Annotated in this window: 1 protein-coding gene; it reads right to left on the reverse strand. The window is 72.2% G+C overall.

Annotated features, from left to right (window positions below; all coding sequences use genetic code 11):
* The coding region (locus LPA54_RS35230) for a carboxyl transferase domain-containing protein (protein WP_306806591.1) at positions 1–598 on the reverse strand (598 nt) is incomplete at both ends.

A 598-nucleotide genomic window follows, 5' to 3' on the forward strand; every position in this document is an offset into this window, starting at 1 on the left:
GGTCGAAGGGGATCTTCAGGTCGCCGGGGACGATGCCCAGCAGCTCCTCCGGGTCGTACTTCGGCGGCTCGGCAGGACCCGGATCCGGGTACGCCTTGCGGTGGTTGAGGCGGGCGACGACCCGGCGGGCCTGGCGCAGCGCGTCCGGCTCGTCCACGGCGAAGTGGTCGGCGAGGCCGGAGACGCGGGCGTGCATGTCCGCGCCGCCCAGGGACTCGTCGTCGCTCTCCTCGCCGGTCGCCATCTTCACCAGCGGCGGGCCGCCGAGGAACACCTTGGCCCGCTCCTTGACCATGATCGTGTGGTCGGACATGCCGGGCACGTACGCGCCGCCCGCCGTGGAGTTGCCGAAGACGACGGCGATCGTGGGGATGCCGGCCGCCGACAGCCGGGTCAGGTCGCGGAAGATCGCGCCGCCCGGGATGAAGATCTCCTTCTGGGACGGCAGGTCGGCGCCGCCGGACTCGACCAGGCTGATCAGCGGCAGCCGGTTGGCGAGCGCGATGTCGTTGGCGCGCAGGGCCTTCTTCAGCGACCAGGGGTTGCTGGCGCCGCCGCGCACCGTCGGGTCGTTGGCGGTGATCACGCACTCCACGCC

This window comes from Streptomyces sp. DH12, from assembly GCF_020873895.1.
Lineage (GTDB): Bacteria > Actinomycetota > Actinomycetes > Streptomycetales > Streptomycetaceae > Streptomyces.